The sequence below is a fragment of the Mesorhizobium sp. M0140 genome, assembly GCF_040322475.1.
In the GTDB taxonomy this organism is placed as follows: domain Bacteria; phylum Pseudomonadota; class Alphaproteobacteria; order Rhizobiales; family Rhizobiaceae; genus Mesorhizobium.
Genome location: NZ_JAMYTM010000043.1, coordinates 32,647 through 45,861, shown reverse-complemented (window position 1 = coordinate 45,861; position 13,215 = coordinate 32,647). Strand labels below are relative to the sequence as shown.

14 protein-coding genes and 1 tRNA gene are annotated in these 13,215 nt (G+C 63.7%); 6 read left to right on the top strand and 9 right to left on the bottom strand.

Going from position 1 to position 13,215, the window contains the following annotated elements; all coding sequences use genetic code 11:
- Positions 1-162: 162 nt before the first annotated feature.
- The 4 genes from NKJ37_RS28965 to NKJ37_RS28950 are packed head-to-tail and all read left to right on the top strand — an operon-like array spanning position 163 to position 5,382.
- A complete protein-coding gene (locus tag NKJ37_RS28965) occupies positions 163-1,170 on the top strand; it encodes an ABC transporter permease (protein WP_127296635.1) in 1,008 nt (335 codons plus the stop codon).
- Position 1,171: 1 nt separating this feature from the next.
- Entirely contained in the window at positions 1,172-2,311 is a 1,140-nt protein-coding gene (locus NKJ37_RS28960; protein ID WP_128302683.1) for an ABC transporter permease, read from the top strand.
- 10 nt (positions 2,312-2,321) lie between these two features.
- The gene (locus NKJ37_RS28955; RefSeq protein ID WP_352776078.1) at positions 2,322-3,989 is read left to right on the top strand and encodes an ABC transporter ATP-binding protein; all 1,668 of its coding nucleotides are present in this window, start codon (positions 2,322-2,324) and stop codon (positions 3,987-3,989) included.
- 19 nt (positions 3,990-4,008) lie between these two features.
- A complete protein-coding gene (locus NKJ37_RS28950; RefSeq protein ID WP_352776077.1) occupies positions 4,009-5,382 on the top strand; it encodes an alpha-glucosidase/alpha-galactosidase in 1,374 nt (457 codons plus the stop codon).
- A 16-nt stretch (positions 5,383-5,398) separates the two neighbouring features.
- On the opposite strand, the gene yacG is transcribed toward NKJ37_RS28950, so the two are convergent.
- The 9 genes from yacG to NKJ37_RS28905 all read right to left on the bottom strand — a co-directional run bounded on the left by yacG (position 5,399) and on the right by NKJ37_RS28905 (position 10,950).
- Complete coding sequence (gene yacG, locus NKJ37_RS28945) at positions 5,399-5,596, bottom strand: DNA gyrase inhibitor YacG (protein WP_023809262.1); 198 nt, start codon at positions 5,594-5,596, stop codon at positions 5,399-5,401.
- On the bottom strand, positions 5,593-6,222 hold the full coding sequence (locus NKJ37_RS28940) for a Maf-like protein (RefSeq protein WP_352776076.1): 630 nt from the start codon (positions 6,220-6,222) through the stop codon (positions 5,593-5,595). Before NKJ37_RS28940 ends, yacG begins: the two co-directional genes overlap by 4 nt.
- A 21-nt stretch (positions 6,223-6,243) precedes the next feature.
- Positions 6,244-6,462: a translation initiation factor IF-1 gene (gene infA / locus NKJ37_RS28935; RefSeq protein ID WP_006200926.1), complete on the bottom strand. Its 219-nt coding sequence runs from the start codon at positions 6,460-6,462 to the stop codon at positions 6,244-6,246.
- A gap of 87 nt (positions 6,463-6,549) precedes the next feature.
- Complete coding sequence (locus NKJ37_RS28930) at positions 6,550-7,011, bottom strand: arsenate-mycothiol transferase ArsC (protein WP_081734750.1); 462 nt, start codon at positions 7,009-7,011, stop codon at positions 6,550-6,552.
- Positions 6,999-7,484, bottom strand: coding sequence for a UPF0262 family protein (locus NKJ37_RS28925; protein WP_013530198.1), 486 nt, complete (start codon positions 7,482-7,484; stop codon positions 6,999-7,001). The genes NKJ37_RS28930 and NKJ37_RS28925 overlap by 13 nt, the downstream gene beginning before the upstream one ends.
- 6 nt (positions 7,485-7,490) lie before the next feature.
- Positions 7,491-8,783 carry a histidinol dehydrogenase gene (gene hisD, locus NKJ37_RS28920; protein WP_352776075.1) on the bottom strand — a complete coding sequence of 431 codons (1,293 nt, stop codon included), beginning with the start codon at positions 8,781-8,783 and terminating at the stop codon, positions 7,491-7,493.
- Positions 8,784-8,790: 7 nt separating this feature from the next.
- The gene (locus NKJ37_RS28915; RefSeq protein WP_023809258.1) at positions 8,791-9,225 is read right to left on the bottom strand and encodes a DUF2948 family protein; all 435 of its coding nucleotides are present in this window, start codon (positions 9,223-9,225) and stop codon (positions 8,791-8,793) included.
- A 91-nt stretch (positions 9,226-9,316) separates the two neighbouring features.
- A complete protein-coding gene (gene murA / locus NKJ37_RS28910; protein WP_023809257.1) occupies positions 9,317-10,609 on the bottom strand; it encodes a UDP-N-acetylglucosamine 1-carboxyvinyltransferase in 1,293 nt (430 codons plus the stop codon).
- Positions 10,610-10,755: 146 nt separating this feature from the next.
- Positions 10,756-10,950 carry a hypothetical protein gene (locus tag NKJ37_RS28905; protein WP_352776074.1) on the bottom strand — a complete coding sequence of 65 codons (195 nt, stop codon included), beginning with the start codon at positions 10,948-10,950 and terminating at the stop codon, positions 10,756-10,758.
- A gap of 161 nt (positions 10,951-11,111) precedes the next feature.
- Here NKJ37_RS28905 and NKJ37_RS28900 point away from each other — a divergent pair.
- A tRNA-Thr gene (locus NKJ37_RS28900) sits at positions 11,112-11,186 on the top strand.
- Positions 11,187-11,508: 322 nt separating this feature from the next.
- Positions 11,509-13,149: a peptidoglycan L,D-endopeptidase MepK gene (locus tag NKJ37_RS28895; protein ID WP_502895929.1), complete on the top strand. Its 1,641-nt coding sequence runs from the start codon at positions 11,509-11,511 to the stop codon at positions 13,147-13,149.
- The last annotated feature ends 66 nt before the right edge of the window (positions 13,150-13,215 follow it).

Genomic DNA, 13,215 nt, shown 5'->3' with positions numbered 1-13,215 from the left:
TCCCCCCAACTCCGGCCCCGAACCCCCGCAGCCTCGGGCCCGTTTAATTAGGTTACCCCCCCTACGTCCCCCCCCCCGGGCCGCGCGGGTGCCGGGGCCGGACAAACCAACCTCCGGACGCAACCAAGGGCGCGATCGGCGAGACGAGGAAACGAACCGTCCATGCTGCGATTCCTGCTCACGCGAATAGCGTCGGCAATCCCGGTCCTCGCCATTTTGAGCCTGGCCACATTTGCCATCATCCAGGCGCCGCCGGGCGATTATGCCGACTACATCCGCTCGCAGGCGATCAACCAGGGTGGAGCCTCCTTCGCCGAGGCCGACGCGCAGGCAAAGGCCTACCGCATCGAGCATGGTCTCGATAAGCCGCTTCCCCTCCAGTATCTCAATTGGATCGGCGGCATCGTCACCCGAGGCGATTTCGGCTACAGCCTCTATTACAACAAACCGGTCGCCGACGTGGTCGGCGAGCGCCTGCCGCGCACGCTTCTCCTGGCGCTGGTCTGCCATCTGCTGGCTTCGGTGCTGGGCATAACATTCGGCATATGGGCGGCGACCCGGCAATACACCTGGATCGACTCGGCGCTGTCGGCCATCTCCTTCCTCGGCATGACGGTGCCGCGCTTCCTGATGGCGTTGATCATCGTCTATCTCCTGGTCTTCCAATTCAACGTGTCGGAGATCGGCTCATTCTTCTCGCCGCAATATGGGGGCGCGCCGTGGTCGTGGGCCAAATTCGTCGATCTGGTCAAGCATGTCTGGCCGGTGGTGGCGATCGCGACTTTCGGCGGGCTCGCCTACAATATGCGCGTCATGCGCGGCAATCTGCTCGATACGCTGAACGCGCAATATGTCGAGACGGCAAGGGCCAAGGGGCTGACCGGCGCCGCCGTCGTCATGCGCCACGCCGTGCCTAACGCACTGCACCCGCTCATCATGTATCAGGGTGTGGTGCTGCCTTACATGTTGACCGGCGAAATCGAGACGGCGATCATCTTCGCGCTGCCGACTGTCGGCCCGGCGATCGTCGGCTCCATGGCTGTCGGCGATGTCTATGTCACCGCCACCTTCATGATGGTGCTGTCGGCGACGCTGATCGTCGGCAACATCATCGCCGACATGCTGCTCGTCCTGCTCGATCCGCGCGTGCGCCAGTTCGGGGAGCGCTGAGATGCTGGCGCGCGATCCATCCCCTCCACCGCTGCCGGCCGAAGGTCGCATCGTAGCCAAACCGGCGCGCGGTAACGAAAGCTACCTCGCCCTTGTCTGGCGCCGGCTGAAGCGCTCCTGGACCGGCATGGCCGGGCTCTGGCTCGTCGTGCTGCTGCTGGTGATGGCCGTGTTCGCCGAGTTCATCGCGCCAATGGACCCGAAGGTGACGGATGTCGGCTTCGCGCCTCCGCAGGTGCCTGTTTTCCATGACAGAGATGGCGGTTTCGTCGCGCGGCCGAGGGTCTATGCGCTGGCCGATTCGGCGGACCTCGATCCGGTCACTTTCCAGCCCGTCGTCGGTCCCGACTACGATCATCCAAGGCTGCTTGGTTTCTTCGTGCATGGCGCGCCTTACAAGCTCTTCGGGCTGTTGCCGGCGGACCGGCATCTGTTCGGCTCGCTGGACGGCCAGCCGGTGCATTTCCTGGGCACCGACAAGTTTGGTCGTGACGTGTTGTCGCGCGCCATCCATGGCTCGCGCGTCTCGTTGATGATCGCGCTGACGGTCGTCTTCATCATCACCGTCATCGGCACCACCGTCGGCATGGTCTCCGGCTATTTTGGCGGCAGGTTCGATGTCTGGATGCAGCGCTTCGTCGAACTGGTGCTCGCCTTCCCGCAGCTGCCGCTCTATTTGGCGCTGACGACGCTGATCCCGGTCACCGCTCCCACCAACGTCTTCCTCGCTTTCGTCATCATCGTCATGTCGGCCTTGGGTTGGGCGCAGATGTCTCGCGAGGTGCGCGGCAAGACTTTGGCGCTGGCGCGGATCGAGTATGTGCGCGCCGCCATGGCGGTCGGCGCCACCGACCGGCGCATCATCATGCAGCACATCTTCCCCAATGTGATGAGCCACGTGATCGTCGCCGTGACGCTGGCGATCCCGACGGTGGTGCTGCTCGAATCCTTCCTCGGTTTCCTCGGCTTCGCCGTCAAGCCGCCGCTGATCTCGTGGGGTCTGATGCTGCAGGACACCGCGACCTATTCCGTCATCGGCACTTATCCCTGGATCCTGTCGCCGGTCGGTTTCGTGCTCGTCACCGTCTTTGCCTTCAACGCGCTGGGCGACGGCCTGCGCGACGCCGTCGACCCTTATTGAGGTGCCTGAGATGTCCGTCGCGCTCGCCGAATCCTTCGCACCCATCGTCCGTCACGACCATGACGGACGCCAGAGCCAGCCGATCATCGACGCCCGCAACGTCGCCGTGGCCTTCAAGGTCGAGCATGGCGTCGTCGACGCGGTCAAGGACATCTCGTTTCAGCTCTATCGCGGCGAGACGATCGCCATCGTTGGCGAATCCGGTTCGGGCAAGTCGGTGACGGCGCGCACCGTCATGGGCCTTCTGTCGCGGCGCGCCACGGTGTCGCCCGGGTCGAGCGTCTGTTATGACGGGCAAAACATCCTGAAATTTCCCGAGAGCGCCCGGCGCAAGCTGCGCGGCAACCGCATCTCGATGATCTTCCAGGAGCCGATGAGCTCGCTCAACCCGATCTATACGGTCGGCAGCCAGATCGTCGAGGCGATCCGGGTGCATCGCAAAGTCAGCCGCAAGCAGGCCTGGGCGCGCGCACTGGAACTTCTGCAGCATGTGCAGATTCCCGATCCCGCCGCGCGGCTCAAGCAATACCCGCACCAGCTATCGGGCGGGCAACGTCAGCGGGTGATGATCGCCATGGCGCTGGCCAACAATCCCGATGTGCTGATCGCCGATGAGCCGACCACAGCGCTCGATGTCACCGTCCAGGCGCAGATCCTGAACCTGATCCGCAGCCTGCAGAAAGAGCTGCGCATGGCGGTGATCCTGATCACCCACGACCTGACCGTGGTGCGCCAGTTCTCCGACTACGTCTATGTCATGCAGCATGGCGAAATGTGCGAGCACAACGTCACCGAACGGCTGTTCGCCAACCCCCAGCACCCCTATACGAGACGGCTGCTCGCTTCCGAGCCGCAGGGGCAGCCGAAGCCGCTGCCGGAGGGCTGCGGCACCATCCTGGAGGCCAGCGGCGTGCGCGTCTCATTCATGCTGCGCCACGGCACCTTCCTGAAACCGGACTGGCGAGAGCTGGTCGCCGTCGACGATCTCGGCCTGAAACTCTGTCGCCATGAGACGCTGGGGCTGGTCGGCGAATCCGGCTCCGGCAAGACCACCTTCGGCCAGGCCTTGCTCCGGTTGATCGACGCCAAGCGCGGCGAGATCCATTTCGACGGCAAGCCGATCCACGGCCTATCGCGTGCCGAGATGCGGCCGCTGCGCTCGCGCATGCAGATCGTCTTCCAGGATCCGTTCTCCTCGCTCAACCCGCGCATGACGATCGGCCAGATCATCGAGGAAGGGCTGATCGTCAACAGCATAGGGGCGACGCGGCGCGAGCGGGTCGAACGGGTGCGCGACGCGCTGGTCAGCGCCGGCATGCCGGGCGATATACTGTCGCGGTTTCCGCATGAATTCTCCGGCGGCCAGCGGCAGCGCATCGCCATCGCTCGCGCCATAGCGCTCGAACCCGAATTCATCCTGCTCGACGAGCCGACATCGGCGCTCGACCTCTCCGTCCAGGCGCAGATTATCGACCTCCTGCGCAAGCTGCAGGACGAGCGCGGCCTCAGCTACCTCTTCATCTCGCACGACCTCAAGGTGGTGCGCGCACTGTGCCACCGCGTCATCGTCATGCAGAACGGCAAGATCGTCGAGCAGGGCCCCGTCGACGACGTCCTGTCCAATCCCAAGACCGCCTACACCGAACGGCTCGTCAGGGCCGCTTTCGACGTGGCCTGAACATATGCCGGAGGTTAGCATGGCAAGAAATCCCAAGATCACGTTCATCGGCGCCGGCTCGACGGTGTTCATGAAGAACATTGTCGGCGACGTGCTGCAGCGCCCGTCGCTTTCCGGCGCGACGATCGCGCTGATGGACATCAATCCGCAACGGCTGGAAGAGAGCGCCATTGTCGTCAACAAGCTGATCGCGACGTTGGGCGTCAAGGCGAAGACCGAGACCCATTCGGACCAGCGCAAGGCGCTGGCCGACGCCGATTTCGTCGTCGTCGCCTTCCAGATCGGCGGCTATGAGCCCTGCACGGTCACCGACTTCGAGGTGCCGAAGAAATACGGCCTGCGCCAGACGATCGCCGACACGCTGGGCGTCGGCGGCATCATGCGCGGTTTGAGAACCGTGCCACATCTTTGGAAGGTCTGCGAAGATATGCTCGCCGTCTGCCCGCAGGCGATCATGCTGCAATATGTCAACCCGATGGCGATCAACACCTGGGCGATAGCGGAGAAATACCCTGACATCAGGCAGGTCGGTCTCTGCCATTCCGTGCAGGGCACGGCAATGGAGCTGGCGCACGATCTCGACCTTCCCTACGAAGAGATCCGCTATCGCTCGGCCGGCATCAACCACATGGCCTTCTATCTCAGCTTCGAGCATCGCCAGCCGGACGGTTCGTACCGCGACCTCTACCCCGATCTCGTGCGCGCCTATCGCGAAGGCCGCGCGCCCAAGCCCGGCTGGAACCCGCGCTGCCCCAACAAGGTGCGCTACGAGATGCTGACCAGGCTCGGCTATTTCGTCACCGAGAGCTCGGAACATTTCGCCGAATACACGCCCTATTTCATCAAGGAAGGCCGCCCGGACCTGATCGAGAAGTACGGCATCCCGCTGGATGAGTATCCCAAGCGCTGCATCGAACAGATCGAGCGCTGGAAGGGACAGGCTGAGGCCTATCGCTCGGCCGATCGCATCGAGGTCGAGCAGTCCCGGGAATATGCCTCATCGATCATGAATTCGGTGTGGACGGGCGAACCCTCGGTGATCTACGGCAACGTCCGCAACAATGGCTGCATCACCTCGCTGCCCCGGGATTGCGCCGCCGAAGTGCCGTGCCTGGTCGATGCCTCCGGCATCCAGCCGACCTATATCGGTGACCTGCCGCCGCAATTGACCGCGCTGATCCGCACCAACATCAACGTGCAGGAACTGACGGTGCGGGCGCTGATGAGCGAGAACCGCGAACACATCTACCATGCGGCGATGATGGATCCGCACACCGCGGCCGAACTCGATCTCGACCAGATCTGGTCACTGGTCGATGATCTCTTGGCTGCTCATGGTGAATGGCTGCCTGCCTGGGCGCGCTTGAAGCGCAAGAACGAGGCCGCCGCCTGATCGGCGGCGCCCAGCCTTAATTCGGAGCGTCGGGGTCCGTCTCTTCCTCGTCATCGCGGGCCTTGATGACATAGGCGCCCTTCAGCCAGCGGTTGAGGTCGATGTCCTTGCAGCGCGTCGAGCAGAACGGAAAGGTGTCGCGCGCCGAGGGCTTGCCGCATTCGGGGCAGGGGCGCTTCGGGCGCAAGGGTGTGACCTTGGAGTCGGAATTCACAGCCGGGGTCCCGCCAGCCAGCCGCCATGCACCTTGAAGCCCTCGCCGCTCAACAGCGCCACGGTCTCATAGAGCGGCAGCCCGACGATATTGGTGTAGGAACCGACCAGCTTGACGACGAAGGCACCAGCGAGGCCCTGGACGGCGTAACCACCCGCTTTGCCGCGCCATTCGCCCGACGCGACATAGGCGTCGATCTCCTCGCGCGGCAGCCGCTTGAAGCGCACCCGCGTCTCGACCAGCCGCTGACGCAGCTTGCCGCCCGGGGTGATCAGGCAGATGCCGGAATAGACCCGGTGCGAACGGCCCGACAACAGCCCGAGGCAGTTGGCGGCGTCGTCGAGGGTTTCTGCCTTGGGCAGGATGCGCCGCCCGACGGCGACGACCGTATCCGCGGCCAGCACGAAGCCCGGCGTGTAGTCGGCTTCGGTTTTCAGCGACGCGAACGCCTTCTCGGCCTTTTCCTTCGACAGCCGCTTGGCCAGCGAGCGCGGATGCTCTGCACGCAGCGGCGTTTCGTCGACATCGGCCGGCAGCACGCGGTCCGGCTCGATGCCGGCCTGCTGCAAGAGCTCGATTCGGCGCGGCGAACCCGAGGCAAGCACCAGCTTCTGCAAAATGCTCATCGCGGACCAGTCGGGCTTTGCTTACTTGAAACGATAGGTGATGCGGCCCTTGGTCAGGTCGTATGGCGTCATCTCGACCAGAACCTTGTCGCCGGTCAGCACGCGGATGCGGTTCTTGCGCATGCGGCCGGCCGTATGGGCGATGATTTCGTGTTCGTTTTCGAGCTTTACCCGGAACATCGCGTTCGGCAACAATTCCGTCACGACACCCGGAAACTCGAGGACTTCTTCCTTCGGCATTCGATACCTTTGCTTGGATGGTAGTTCCAGCGCCCTGGCCGGAATTTCGGCGGAACCTATATGATAATCGTCCGCTTGTGAACACGCTTAATCGGCGGCCTCCGGAGGTGTGAATCGACGCCCGATCCGCGCTTTCAGGCGCTCGCGCACGTCCCGGTAGGCCGCCATGATCTGTTCGCGCGTGCCGGCGGCGTCGGTCGGGTCCGGCGTCGGCCAGTATTCGACCTCGACAGCGAGCGAGCGGGTGAGTTCAAGTGCGGCGTGGTGCGCTTCCGGCGCCAGCGTGACGATGAGGTCGAAATAATCGTCCTCGAGATCGTCCATGGTCCGTGGGTGACGCTCGCCCAACGACAGGCCTTCCTCGGCAAGCACCGCATCGACGAACGGATCGCGCTCGCCGGCGCGAACGCCGGCCGAAGCGACAAAGATGGCCGCGGGCAGCATGCGGCGCGCCAGCTGCTCTGCCATTGGCGAGCGCACGGCATTCATGCCGCACAGGAACAGGATCGAACGGGGCAGGGCGCCGGGTGCCAGGGCTAGCCCCGCCAGTGCAGTACGCAGACCAGCGTGAACAGCCGGCGCGCCGTATCGAAGTCTATGTCGATCTTGCCGGATAGCCGGTCCATCAGCGTCTGCGAACCTTCATTGTGCAGGCCGCGGCGGCCCATGTCGATCGCCTCGATGTGGCTCGGCGTCGAGGAACGGATGGCGTCGTAGTAGCTTTCGCAGATCATATAGTAATCCTTGACGATGCGCCTCAGCGGCGTCAGCGACAGGATATGAGTGACGACGGCGGTGCCATCCTCGCGCGCCACGGCAAACACCAGGCGCTGCTCGGCCAGCGACAGTTTCAGCCGGTAAGGGCCGTCGCCGCTGTCATTGACGGGCTGAAAACTGTTCTCCTCGATCAGGTCGAAGATCGCCACCGCGCGTTCATGCTCGACATCGGGTGTCGACCGGCCGATCGATTCATCGAGTTCGACATCGATCAGCCTGGCGCGGGTTTGATCGGGGCCAGACATCGCCGCCTACATGTTCAACCGTATGGCGACGGAGCGTCCATGCGCCTCAAGGCCTTCCGCCTTGGCGAGCGCAATCGCCGCCGGCGCCAAGATACGCAACTGCTCCGGTCCAAGCTTGAGGATCGACGTGCGCTTGACGAAATCGAGCACCGACAGGCCCGACGAGAAGCGCGCCGAGCGTGCCGTCGGCAGCACATGGTTGGAGCCGCCGACATAGTCGCCGATGGCTTCCGGCGTGTGGCGGCCGAGAAAGACCGCACCGGCATTGCGCATCCGCGACAGGAAGCCCTCGGCGTCGTCGATGGCAAGTTCGACATGTTCGGCGGCGATGCGGTCGACCAGCGGCAGCGCGGCGTCGATGGTGGCGACCTCGATCACGGCGCCAAAATCGCGCCAGCTCGCCGCTGCCGTCTCGGCCCGCGGCAGGCTCTGCAACTGGCGCTCGACCGCTTGTTCGACAGCGATGCCGAAGGCCGGATCGTCGGTGACCAGGATCGATTGCGCCGACGTGTCGTGCTCGGCCTGGGCCAGCAGGTCGGCGGCGATCCAGTCCGGATCATTGCTGCCGTCGGCCACGACGAGCACTTCCGACGGCCCGGCGATCATGTCGATGCCGACGGTGCCGAACACCTGGCGCTTGGCAGCCGCGACATAGGCGTTGCCCGGGCCGACGATCTTGGCGACCGGCTTTATAGTCTGGGTGCCGTAGGCAAGGGCTGCGATGGCCTGCGCGCCGCCGACGCGGTAGATTTCCGACACGCCAGCGATATCGGCAGCCACCAGCACCAGCGGATTGATGATGCCACCCGGCGCCGGCACGACCATGGCGATGCGCTCGACGCCGGCCACTCTGGCCGGCACGGCGTTCATCAACACCGAGCTCGGATAGCTCGCCGTGCCGCCCGGCACATAGAGCCCGACGGCCTCGACCGCCGTCCAGCGCCAGCCGAGCTCGACGCCGGCGGCATCCGTATAGCGATCGTCCTTCGGCCGCTGCCGTTCGTGATGGGAGCGGATGCGGTCGCGCGCGAATTCCAGCGCCTCGATCGTCTTTGGGTCGGCGGCCTTGTAGGCCTGGGCGATATCGTCCTTCGAAATCGCAATACCGAGGCTTTTCAGGTCGGCATGGTCGAATTTCCTGGTGTAATCGATCAGCGCCGCGTCGCCCTCGGCGCGCACGCGCGCGATGATGGCGCACACCGCGGCATCGACGTCGGCGGACACTTCCCGCTTGGTCAACAGGAAGGCGGCGAAACGCTGCTCGAAATCGGCGTCGGACTGACGAAGCTTGATGGCCATCGGACGCTCAGGCCTTGTGGATGGGGCGCGAGGTGGCTTCCCACGCCCCGCCAATATCGGCAAGGCGCGCCTCGATGCATTCGACGTCGAGCATGATCGTGCCGCCGCCGGCAAAGATCAGCTCGACGATGCCCGCCGGCTTGCTGATCTCGATGAAGCTGATCGCCAGCAGCGACAGGACCTCATTGGGCTTGTCGCGGGCGATGCCGTTGGTCTTGGCGCCGAGCACCCGGTCGAAATGCAGCACCGCCTGCCGCCGCTCATTGTGCTGGCGAAACAGGCCGGATTTGGCCTCCCAGACGAAACGGTTCATGGTCAGCAGGAAACGCTTGGCCGCAGGCAGGAATTCGAGGTCGCTGACCTTCATCACGGCATCCTGGACATGGGCCGAAACGATGCTCAGATCCTGATCGTCGAGCGCGATAAGCTTAAGGGCAGTCATGCGGATTTCGCACCTGAAGGTTGATAACTGAACCTTCTGTTAGGCGGTCTTTCCCGTCCGCGCAACCGCACCGCGAGGCCTTGCGATTGGCCTATGCGGAAATCCGCTCGATCACCGCGCCGCAGTTGGATAGCTTTTCTTCCAGCCGCTCGAAGCCGCGGTCGAGATGGTAGACGCGGTTGACCGTCGTCTCGCCTTCCGCCGCCAGGCCGGCGATGACCAGCGAGACAGAGGCGCGAAGATCGGTCGCCATGACCGGCGCGCCCTTCAGTTTCGGCACGCCGTCGACGATCGCCGTCTGGCCCGAAAGCGTGATGTGAGCGCCGAGCCGCGCCAGTTCCTGCACATGCATGAAGCGGTTCTCGAAGATCGTCTCGGTGATGCGCGACTTGCCCTTGGCCATCGTCATCAGGCCCATGAACTGCGCCTGCAAATCGGTCGGGAAGGCCGGAAACGGCGCCGTCGTCACGTCGACCGGCGCAATGCCGGCGCCGTTGCGCCTCACACGAATGCCGGAATTGGTCGGCGTGATCTCCGCACCCGTCTGGGCGATCACGTCCAGTGCGGTCTGCAGCAGATCCGGACGCGCACCTTCGAGCACGACGTCGCCGCCGGTCATGGCGACGGCCATGGCATAGGTGCCGGTCTCGATGCGGTCGGGAATGACGCGTACGCGCGCACCGGAGAGCGATTCGACGCCGTCGATGGTGATTGTCGGCGTGCCGGCGCCGGAAATCTTCGCACCCATGGCATTGAGGCACTCGGCGAGGTTGACGATCTCGGGCTCGCAAGCCGCGTTTTCCAGCACCGTCTCGCCCTTGGCGAGCGCCGCGGCCATCATCAGCACATGGGTGGCGCCGACCGAGACCTTCGGGAAGATATAGCGGTTGCCGACAAGGCGGCCATTCCTTGTCTTGGCGATGACATAGCCGGTGTCGACGTCGATGTCGGCACCCAGCGCCTGCAGGCCCTCGAGGAACAGATCGACCGGCCGCGTGCCGATGGCGCAACCGCCCGGCAGCGACACTTTTGCTTCGCCCATGCGGGCCAGCAGCGGGCCGATCACCCAGAACGAGGCGCGCATCTTCGACACCAGCTCGTAGGGCGCTGTGGTGTCGACGATGTTGCGGGCGGAGAAGTTGATGGTGCGCGAATAGCCCTCATTCTGCTTCTCGCGGCGGCCATTGACCGAATAATCGACGCCGTGGTTGCCCAGGATGCGGATCAGTTGCTCGACATCGGCCAGATGCGGCACGTTTTCCAGCGTCAGCGTGTCGTCGGTCAAAAGCGAGGCGATCATCAAAGGCAACGCCGCGTTTTTCGCGCCCGAGATCGGAATGCTTCCGGAGAGCTGGTTGCCCCCGACAATTCTGATGCGATCCATGGAAGAAAGTCCCTCTCGGCCAAACAGGGCCGGTTCAATCGTTTGAGTAGCGGCCCGTCTAGACCATTGGCCGATCTGGTTCAAGAATTACGCTGGTTCAAGAAATGGGATTTCGCCCACCCCGGGCCAAGAGTGGCCGATTTGAGTTAATCTTTTTGTATTGCCTTCGATGCAGCGAGCCCGTCCGGCCGTTGATCTGCATCTCCGGTGCGCCGCGAGCGTGACTGCGCCTTGCGCTTCTGCAGATTGGCGCGCAATTGCTCTGCCAGCCGATCCTTGCGGATTGTTGCGCTGTTATTCGGTGGACCATCCTTTTTCACTGGAATTGCCTTGTCATCCATTGTCCCGCTCTGGCCCGTGAGCAGCCAGCCCGCCATTCAGGGATAGCCAACATTGTGGCGCCCCCATGTCATTAAAAGCTATCCGGCAAAGGCTTTCACAGAAGCGTTGCGCTTGGCCTTGCGCTTGCCGGTTCGATATGGCAGAAGCCCCGCCATCAGCGGCTGCGGTAGCTCAGTGGTAGAGCACTCCCTTGGTAAGGGAGAGGTCGAGAGTTCAATCCTCTCTCGCAGCACCAGTTTCCAACATCCTTGTTGCCGCACATTCGTCCTCTGCATTTGCAAGGGCGAGGCGGCTACACGGGAACGGCGCGGCCGTCGTGCTGGCGGACCTCATCAGCGGTGCATTGCTCCAGAAAATGGCTGCCACAGGCAACTCCAGCCGAAGCGCATTCCCGGCAAGACACGATTCGTTAACCAAGATGCTGTTCATCGACATGACGTATTGTGGCATGGATGCCCGTCTGCGTCGGTCAAGTCCATGCTTGTCAGGAAGAGGGCCGAAAGGCTCCTGATCTGGGCGGAACCTAAAACCGCCCGAAACAAAAGAACGTGCAAGGCATGAACGTGAGCGAAAACGTGCAAAACGCCCCCGGTGCTTCCCGTCTTTGGACACTGCCGGCCATCATGGCAGCGTTCTTATGTCTGTTCGTTACCGGCGCGTTCGCGGAGACGCGTGCTTTGAAGATTCAACATCTCCATACGGGCGAGAAGGCTGAAATCGTGTTCAAGCGCAATGGGCGCTATGATCCGGCGGGATTGAAGAAGATCAATTTGATGCTGCGCGACTGGCGTCGCAACGAACCGACGAAGATGGATCCGCGCCTGCTCGATCTTGTCTGGCAGGCCTATCGCGCCAGCGGCTCGACAGCCTATATTCACGTGGTCAGCGCCTATCGGTCGCCAGCGACGAACGCCATGCTGCGCAGCCGCTCGAAGGGCGTGGCTCGGGAAAGCCAACACATGGTTGGCCGCGCGATGGACTTCTTCCTGCCGGATGTGCCGCTGAAGAAGCTGCGCGACATCGGCCTCAAGATGCAGGGCGGCGGCGTAGGCTATTACCCGACCTCCGGCTCGCCTTTCATACATATGGATGTCGGCAATGTGCGGCATTGGCCTGGCATCAGCCGCCAGGAACTCGCAAGGGTATTCCCGAACGGCAATACGCTGCATGTGCCGAGCGACGGCAAACCGCTGCCCGGTTATGGGCAGGCGTTTGCCGCCTACAAGTCGCGCAAGGGCACCGGCGCGCCCAACATCGACCTGGCAAGTGCCGACGGCGGCCAACGCAGGCCGCGCGGCCTGCTGGCGACGCTTTTGGGCGGGCGCGGCGCGGACGAGACCGATGATGTCGCCGAAGCGGTGCCGGCGCCACGCAAGCCGGCCAAGTCCGTTGAACCCAGGCCCGCCGGCATCGCGATCGTGCCGCCGCAGGATGCCCAGCGCGCTGACATCCAGATGGCTTCCGTCGATCGGGTCGAAGAATCGTCGATTGGGCCGGAAGGAAAGACGCCTGAAGCGATCGTCATGGCGATGGCGCCGGGCTCAGTGCCGCTGCCAGCCTTCGCCCCGCGCACCGGGCCAACGACCAGCATTCCGACCCCGCAAATCGCGCAACTTGCAACAGCCAACGCTTCCACGGCGCGGGCCGAACTGGCCAATCCAGCGGCAACCGATGCTGAAATTCCCTCGGGCAAGTCGGATGCCGGCCCCGCGAGCGGCGCGCCGGACCTTGTGGCGCTCAACATCCCGTTGCCGACATGGCGACCGGAAAGCTTGACAAGCCCGATGCGCCAGCCTGAAGCAGACAAAGCCGGCGATGCGGTCGCTGCCTTGCTGGCCTTGAACCACGCCGATGACGGCCACAATGGGTTGGCCGGCCAGCGGGTCTCGGTTGCCCAATCGAAGCCCGAAGATCGCGTCAGGACCAGCCCGAAGGCCGACCGTGTCCAGCCAAATCTCGATCCCGAAGCCACCGCGGTCATCGTGCCGGCAGCGTTGTCCGGCCGGCTGATTGAGACGGGTCGTGGCATCGCCGGCGGAGCTAGCCCTGCGGCGGCGTCCGTCATTGCCGCCAATCTCATCCGCACAGCGCCGGAGCACATCTATCTCGATGGATTCCAGCCGCGAGGACAGACCTCCGATCACCGACGCTTCACCGGTTCAGCGGTCAAGTTCCTGCCCATCGCCAGCTTCAGATAGACGCAAGCCCTCGTTCGAGCCGACGTGGATGTGTTGCACGACTGGCTTGGCTGTCATGGGATTGCA

Coding starts and splice junctions, on each gene's coding strand:
- NKJ37_RS28965 (WP_127296635.1), top strand. CDS start 163: ATGCTGCGATTCCTGCTCACGCGAATAGCGTCGGCAATCCCGGTCCTC.
- NKJ37_RS28960 (WP_128302683.1), top strand. CDS start 1,172: ATGCTGGCGCGCGATCCATCCCCTCCACCGCTGCCGGCCGAAGGTCGC.
- NKJ37_RS28955 (WP_352776078.1), top strand. CDS start 2,322: ATGTCCGTCGCGCTCGCCGAATCCTTCGCACCCATCGTCCGTCACGAC.
- NKJ37_RS28950 (WP_352776077.1), top strand. CDS start 4,009: ATGGCAAGAAATCCCAAGATCACGTTCATCGGCGCCGGCTCGACGGTG.
- NKJ37_RS28940 (WP_352776076.1), bottom strand. CDS start 6,222: ATGAGCATTTTGCAGAAGCTGGTGCTTGCCTCGGGTTCGCCGCGCCGA.
- infA (WP_006200926.1), bottom strand. CDS start 6,462: ATGCCGAAGGAAGAAGTCCTCGAGTTTCCGGGTGTCGTGACGGAATTG.
- NKJ37_RS28925 (WP_013530198.1), bottom strand. CDS start 7,484: ATGTCTGGCCCCGATCAAACCCGCGCCAGGCTGATCGATGTCGAACTC.
- hisD (WP_352776075.1), bottom strand. CDS start 8,783: ATGGCCATCAAGCTTCGTCAGTCCGACGCCGATTTCGAGCAGCGTTTC.
- NKJ37_RS28915 (WP_023809258.1), bottom strand. CDS start 9,225: ATGACTGCCCTTAAGCTTATCGCGCTCGACGATCAGGATCTGAGCATC.
- murA (WP_023809257.1), bottom strand. CDS start 10,609: ATGGATCGCATCAGAATTGTCGGGGGCAACCAGCTCTCCGGAAGCATT.
- NKJ37_RS28905 (WP_352776074.1), bottom strand. CDS start 10,950: ATGGATGACAAGGCAATTCCAGTGAAAAAGGATGGTCCACCGAATAAC.
- NKJ37_RS28895 (WP_502895929.1), top strand. CDS start 11,509: ATGAACGTGAGCGAAAACGTGCAAAACGCCCCCGGTGCTTCCCGTCTT.